Genomic DNA, 6223 nt, shown 5'->3' with positions numbered 1-6223 from the left:
CTTTTTGGATATAGGAGGCTAGTTTGGGTTCGTCTTCGACAATCAGTATTTTCATCGGTTCAACAACAGTTAGAAGTTTCTTAGACAAGAATTGGTGGGCATCCGGAATTCAAAAGCCATAGCATTATTCTTTTACACAAAGCAGGTAAACATATCTTCTTTTAATATCCTGCTCATTTATAGGGGGCAGCAATTTCATGACTTTTGGCGTTAGCTGATGTTTTATACAAAGCTGCCAGAATTCATCTATCCAAAAAGTAGTCATGTTGGGAGGATCGCTGGTGTAGTTCCAGCGTTTTGGCTGCGTTTCCCAGCGGGGAGTAGTGTATTTATACTGTAGTAAAGCAATGCCGCCTGTCGCCAGCATCTTACTGGCTATATCGATAATCCGTTCAGTATACGTTTTGCTAGGGAATACTTCCATTACATTAACGCAGAAGAACAGGTCTATGGGCTGTTGAACGTGCTGCAGGGCTTCTTCCGGTTGAGCAGCATTAATTTCCACCATATGATACTGTTGGATACCTGCACTGGTTAGCTGCCTGGCGCATTCCTTTAACACATCTGCAGAAATGTCAAGCCCATAAAAAGTTTTAGCCAGCGGAGCAAAATGGATAGCATTTGCACCGCCGCCGCATCCCCATTCCAGAATAGTACTTACCGGTTTGTGTGGTGGAAGGCACCGTTCTAATTCCTGATAAATTGCCAGACTCTGCCGGCCAATGGATAACCATTTTTCTTCATCCTGAAACATACCCGCTCCCCGGCTATGGGTATACTGCGGCAAAATAGCTTTTGATGGATCATTCCAATACTGATGTGCTTCTGCTATAATTTTGTCTTCAGCATCATAAAGCTTAAAGGTATTACGCAACCACCGGTTAGCATACCTGAGAAAAGTAAATACAGGATTCACCATGTACACGCGGGTAAATTATTTTAACAATATTCAAAGCACCTTTGGTTTATCCTGTGCTATTCCAAAGGTAAAAAACCTCAGCTGGCACAAACACAGGTAATGATGTCGACACGCAGGCAGCTACACTAAAACTAAAAGAGCCTCCCTAAAAGAAAGACTCTTTAAAATATACCTTACATTATTAACCAAATCTATTCATTAAACAAAACCAATATTCGAACAAATACTATGAATGAAAGTTACAGCTATCTCTTCCGATGCCCTAATAAATTGAATTAAAAAGAAATTAAAGTTTTACTGCGTCTAATGGCTGCCAACCGACTATAGGCATGGATATGTATCTAGTAGAGGAGGAGTAGCATAGGAATATGGCCAGTTACCACTGATGGCCGGAAGCAGGCTAGCCGACAAGCGTATGTAGGTAGAAAGCAGGTTGTTAAGGTCAGTTGAACCGAATGGATAGGCACGGTTCTGGCTACTTGCTGCCGGATGGTTTTACAATTCCGGTGACTAGGACTCCCCTGGCCAGGGTTTGTAGCGGTTAAAATTTGCTTAGCTGTATTTGCAAACCTATAACCCTTCTCCTTTTTTTCCGTAAAGACAGCATGCAGCGTTAGGATTACTTGCATTCACCCTGAATAAATTACTTCTACCCGCCGCGCTACCCGCCTGATCCCTGCAGGCTACATTCATTAATCATTAGTATTCAACCTACAAACACCAGTATGCCACCAATTAAAGCAAAGGGCTATGCAGCCAAGGAAGCCTTACTAGACCGCTTAAGCCGGTTATCCAGAATAGATTTTGAGCGGGAAGAGCCCAAAGACGATCAGGTATTAATTGACATTCTCTACTGTGGCGTATGCCACTCCGATTTGCACCAGGTGCGCAACGATTGGGGAAACACCGTTTATCCCTGTTTGCCTGGCCACGAAATAATAGGAAAAGTAGTTACAAAAGGAAAAGCTGTTACAAAATTCGAAATAGGCGATACCGTTGGCGTAGGCTGTATGATCGACTCCTGCGGGCAATGCGGCTCTTGCCGGGAAGGCCTGGAGCAATACTGCGAAGGACCCAAAAGCTGGACAGCCACGTACAATGGCCCCATGAAGCCAGACGGAACGAATACCTTTGGTGGCTATTCTACCAGTATTGTAGTGAAAGAATCGTTTGTGCTGAAAATTCCCCAGACACTGGATATAAAAGCCACTGCACCTATTCTCTGCGCAGGCATTACTACCTATTCGCCTTTAAAATTCTGGAAGGTAAAAGAAGGGAGTAAAGTAGCCATTGTCGGTCTGGGTGGGTTAGGGCATATGGGTGTGATGCTAGCCACGGCCATGGGAGCACAGGTTACAGTTATTACCACCAGTGAAGAAAAAAGACAAGAAGCACAGGCACTGGGAGCCAAAGAGGTATTGGTGTCTGAAGATAGTGATGCCATGTCTAAACACGAACTTGCCTTTGACCTTATCCTGATTACCATTCCCGATAAATTTGATGTAACCCCCTATATTAGCTTGCTGAAACGCGATGGGGCCCTGGTAACCGTAGGCTTACTGGGACCCTATAAAAATCCGCTTAACAACATGGAACTGGCCATGCACCGGCGCACGGTAGCAGGCTCTATTATCGGGGGCATCCAAGAAACACAGGAAGTTCTGGAATTTTGCGCCCAGCATTCCATTCTTCCGCAGGTAGAACTTATCCCGATCCAGGACATTAACCAGGCCTTTGAGCGGATGAAGAAAGAGGAAGTGCGTTTCCGCTATGTAATTGACATGCAATCATTAAAAAAAGAACAGTAATACAAATTACCTATCCGCTATGAATGGCAGTAAACCGCTGCCGGAAAATCAAATTATATGAAAAACGTAACTTCCTGGATTACCGGGTGTATGCTGTTGGTATGGGCCGGAGCTTGCCAGAACAATAAAAACGACCAGCAGGCCGACACCAAAGAAGAAAAGCAAGCCATTGCCGATACTTCCCGTACCTATACCGAAACTACAGCTGCCGCCCAGCAGGTAAATCTGCCTAAACCCTTTGCCACAGAGTCTGCAAAAAAGTTTGCCAATGTTATTGGCTGGCCGCAGGGGAAAACCCCACAAGCACCGGATGGTTTTAAGGTCACTAAATTTGCCGAGGGGCTCGATAATCCCAGGTGGATGTATCAGGCACCCAACGGAGATATCTTTGTGGCTGAAAGTGCTACTATGCCTAATGCCGTAGAAAAAGTAGAAGCCGTCGTTTCGGGCAAAAGTAAGTCTCAAAACTTAGGGAGTGCCAACCGGATAACCCTGTTGCGCGATGCCAATGGCGATGGAAAACCGGAGGTGCAGCAACCCTTCCTCACTGACCTGAATCAACCACTGGGTATGGTGGTGTTGAATAACTCTTTCTATGTAGCCAATACCGATGGCATTATGCAGTATCCCTATAAAGAAGGGGCAACAAAAATTGCCGCCAGTGGCAAAAAAATACTCAGCTTGCCGGCCGATGGCTACAACAACCACTGGACCCGCAACATTATAGCCAGTAAAGATGGCTCCAAAATGTACATATCGGTAGGCTCGGCCAGTAATGTAGGTGAGTACGGCATGGAGAACGAAGTACGTAGAGCAGCTATTCTGGAAGTAAACCCGGATGGAACCGGAGAGCGCATCTATGCCAGTGGCTTACGCAATCCGGTGGGCATAGCCTGGGCCCCAGGCACCAATACCTTATGGGCAGCGGTAAATGAACGCGATGAACTCGGCGATGAGCTGGTGCCCGATTATTTGACTAGTGTGCAGGAAGATGGTTTTTATGGATGGCCCTATGCGTACTTTGGCCAACACGAAGATCCCCGGCGGAAAGGCGAACGGCCAGACCTGGTGAAAAAAACCATCGTGCCAGATGTAGCTTTGGCCTCTCATAGTGCCTCATTGGGGCTAGCTTTCTACGATAAAAATGCCTTTCCTGAAAAATACCGCAACGGGGCTTTTGTCGGGCAGCATGGCTCCTGGAATCGTTCAGCTTTCTCTGGCTATAAAGTCGTGTTTGTGCCTTTTCAGAACGGCAAACCTACCGATAAACCAGAGGATTTCCTGACTGGTTTTATTGCCAACGGCGAAGAAGTGCATGGCCGTCCAGTAGGTATAACAGTATTAGCCGATGGGTCCATGCTGGTAGCAGACGATGCAGCCAATACAATCTGGCGGGTAAGTGCCCAGTAACATTTTCCAATTACGCCTTGTTTCGTTCATTTTACTAATACCATCTACTTATTTATGATTCGATTTGACCAGCTTGAAGCACAATTATTTCAACGAGTAACCAAAGAAGTATCCAGAAAGAATTTTCTGCAAACCGCCGGGAGAGGCCTGGCAGCCGGTATCTTAGGCGGCCTTTCTGCCTGCCGCAGCGGCCAGCCGGTAAGTGGCCGGTCTACTGTTTACACCACACCTAACGGTACGGCTATTCCTTCTTCAGCCCCTTTTTCTCCTCCAGCAAAAGTGCCTGAAAAAGTGGATGAACCCATAGAACTAGAGGAATGGAAATCTAAAGCCGACCGGGAATCGGCGCCTACACCTTCTCCCTTACCGCCAGATCAGCGGGTGGGCTATGCCCTGGTTGGCTTGGGTCACCTCACGTTAGAGGAACTATTGCCCGCTTTCGGTGAATGTAAAAAATCTAAACCAGTAGCCCTTGTGAGTGGTAGCCCCGAAAAGTTGCAAAAAGTCAGTAAGCAGTATGGCATAAAGCCCGAGCATTGTTATAGCTACCAGGACTATGATAAACTGAAAGATAATCCAGAAGTACAAGCTATTTACATTGTGTTGCCAAACTCGATGCATGCAGAATATACCATCCGTGGGGCACAGGCAGGTAAGCATATCTTGTGCGAAAAACCCATGGCTAACTCTGTGCAAGAGTGCCAGGCCATGATAGATGCTTGCCAGAAAGCTGGCCGCAAGTTAATGATTGCCTACCGTATCCAGTATGAGGCTAACAACCGCATGGTACGGGAACTGATCCGCTCTAAAGAATATGGCGATGTTAAAATGATAGAAGCATTTAATGCGCAAAGCTCAGCTAATCCGAAGCATTGGCGGCACATTAAGGCATTGGCAGGCGGTGGGGCTTTGCCAGACATCGGCCTGTATTGCTTAAATACTATCCGTTTTTTGCTTGGCGAGGAGCCGACAGAAGTATTTGGCTACCAGTACAGTACACCGGGTAATCCGTTGTTTGAAGAAGTAGAAGAAGTAATGTCCTGGCAGATGCGGTTTGCTAATGGAATTATTGCCAATTGTGCCACCCATTACAATACCCATGAGTCGCGCCGCTACCGGGTGCTAGCCGAAAAAGGATGGATGAACATAGAATCGGCGTTTGCTTACCAGGGTCAGCAGATTGAAACGTCTCATGCCGATGGAAAAGTGGTGCGGAAAGAAAATCTGAATATTATGGCTAAAAACCAGTTTGCTACCGAAATGGATCATTTTTCTGAATGCATCCTGGAAAACAAATCACCCTATACGCCTGGAGAAGAAGGCATGCAGGATCAGCGGATTATGGAGGCAATTTACCAATCGGCCAAGGAAGGTAAGCCGGTAAAACTGCCGGAAGTAACCAAGAAGGATGCCTTCCGGGGGCCAGAGCCAACCAATGTTAGTTAACTTATCTTTCAAAACTTGTATGCTTTGCCGGAGTTTGCTAAGGTTTAACTTAACTTATTTTTTAACCAGGCAGTAAGCTTTCCTGTTTGTATAGAAAGCTTACTGCCTGGAAAGTGAAATCCTCGGTTTAAAAGAGTTAATTTAGGGATGGTAGACTTTCCTCATCACCCAAAACCTGATCCAGATCAATGGAATCTTTGGCTACTAATTCTTCCATGGAAACTGGCAATGTATATTCCCCATATACCAGAAAACGGCCTCCTTCTACAATGGTTTGCAGCGTTTCTATCTTAATCTGGGCACCTATGGGAAGTTCTTGCTCAATTTGAGCAAAATCTACTTCTACCGTTGATGTTCCCCTGATAATACCCCGTTGACTGTCTCCTGCAATCAAATAATCTTTAAAGAAATAATATTTTTTCATACGATGTTTCCGGTTTATCGGTGGTGTCGGGCCAACGTTGACTGACGAAAAAAGCCTGTGTGAGTAGGCTGTTTTCGTTTATCCGGCATACCTATGCCCTTTACGTATCTGGTGGAGTGCTTGTTTTCCTGATTAGAGTACGCAGATAGGTATTAGTAAAGTAACGTGAACTATGGATTAGCCGGTGCAACATTAGGCAGCCATAGGGTAGTGCTG

General features: G+C 45.8%; 5 protein-coding genes. 3 read left to right on the top strand and 2 right to left on the bottom strand.

The genetic code is table 11. The annotated features are described in order from the left end of the window. Positions 1-124: 124 nt before the first annotated feature. The gene (locus tag Q0590_RS36260) at positions 125-919 is read right to left on the bottom strand and encodes a class I SAM-dependent methyltransferase (RefSeq protein WP_302042582.1); all 795 of its coding nucleotides are present in this window, start codon (positions 917-919) and stop codon (positions 125-127) included. Positions 920-1644: 725 nt separating this feature from the next. On the opposite strand from Q0590_RS36260, the gene Q0590_RS36255 reads away from it, so the two are divergent. Genes Q0590_RS36255 through Q0590_RS36245 form a run of 3 tightly spaced genes read left to right on the top strand, consistent with a single transcriptional unit; the run spans position 1645 to position 5583 of the window. After that, positions 1645-2727: an NAD(P)-dependent alcohol dehydrogenase gene (locus Q0590_RS36255; RefSeq protein WP_302042581.1), complete on the top strand. Its 1083-nt coding sequence runs from the start codon at positions 1645-1647 to the stop codon at positions 2725-2727. Positions 2728-2784: 57 nt separating this feature from the next. Next, positions 2785-4137, top strand: a complete 1353-nt coding sequence (locus Q0590_RS36250; protein ID WP_302042580.1) for a PQQ-dependent sugar dehydrogenase — start codon at positions 2785-2787, stop codon at positions 4135-4137. A 54-nt stretch (positions 4138-4191) separates the two neighbouring features. Then, a complete protein-coding gene (locus tag Q0590_RS36245; RefSeq protein ID WP_302042579.1) occupies positions 4192-5583 on the top strand; it encodes a Gfo/Idh/MocA family protein in 1392 nt (463 codons plus the stop codon). Between the two features lie 136 nt (positions 5584-5719). Here Q0590_RS36245 and Q0590_RS36240 read toward each other — a convergent pair whose 3' ends face one another. Next, positions 5720-6007 carry a hypothetical protein gene (locus Q0590_RS36240; RefSeq protein ID WP_302042578.1) on the bottom strand — a complete coding sequence of 96 codons (288 nt, stop codon included), beginning with the start codon at positions 6005-6007 and terminating at the stop codon, positions 5720-5722. Between the last annotated feature and the right edge of the window lie 216 nt (positions 6008-6223).

It is taken from the genome of Rhodocytophaga aerolata, from assembly GCF_030503435.1.
GTDB classification, from domain to species: Bacteria; Bacteroidota; Bacteroidia; order Cytophagales; family 172606-1; genus Rhodocytophaga; species Rhodocytophaga aerolata.
This window is presented reverse-complemented; position numbering and strand designations above follow the sequence as displayed.

Coding starts and splice junctions, on each gene's coding strand:
- Q0590_RS36255 (WP_302042581.1), top strand. CDS start 1,645: ATGCCACCAATTAAAGCAAAGGGCTATGCAGCCAAGGAAGCCTTACTA.
- Q0590_RS36260 (WP_302042582.1), bottom strand. CDS start 919: ATGGTGAATCCTGTATTTACTTTTCTCAGGTATGCTAACCGGTGGTTG.
- Q0590_RS36250 (WP_302042580.1), top strand. CDS start 2,785: ATGAAAAACGTAACTTCCTGGATTACCGGGTGTATGCTGTTGGTATGG.
- Q0590_RS36240 (WP_302042578.1), bottom strand. CDS start 6,007: ATGAAAAAATATTATTTCTTTAAAGATTATTTGATTGCAGGAGACAGT.
- Q0590_RS36245 (WP_302042579.1), top strand. CDS start 4,192: ATGATTCGATTTGACCAGCTTGAAGCACAATTATTTCAACGAGTAACC.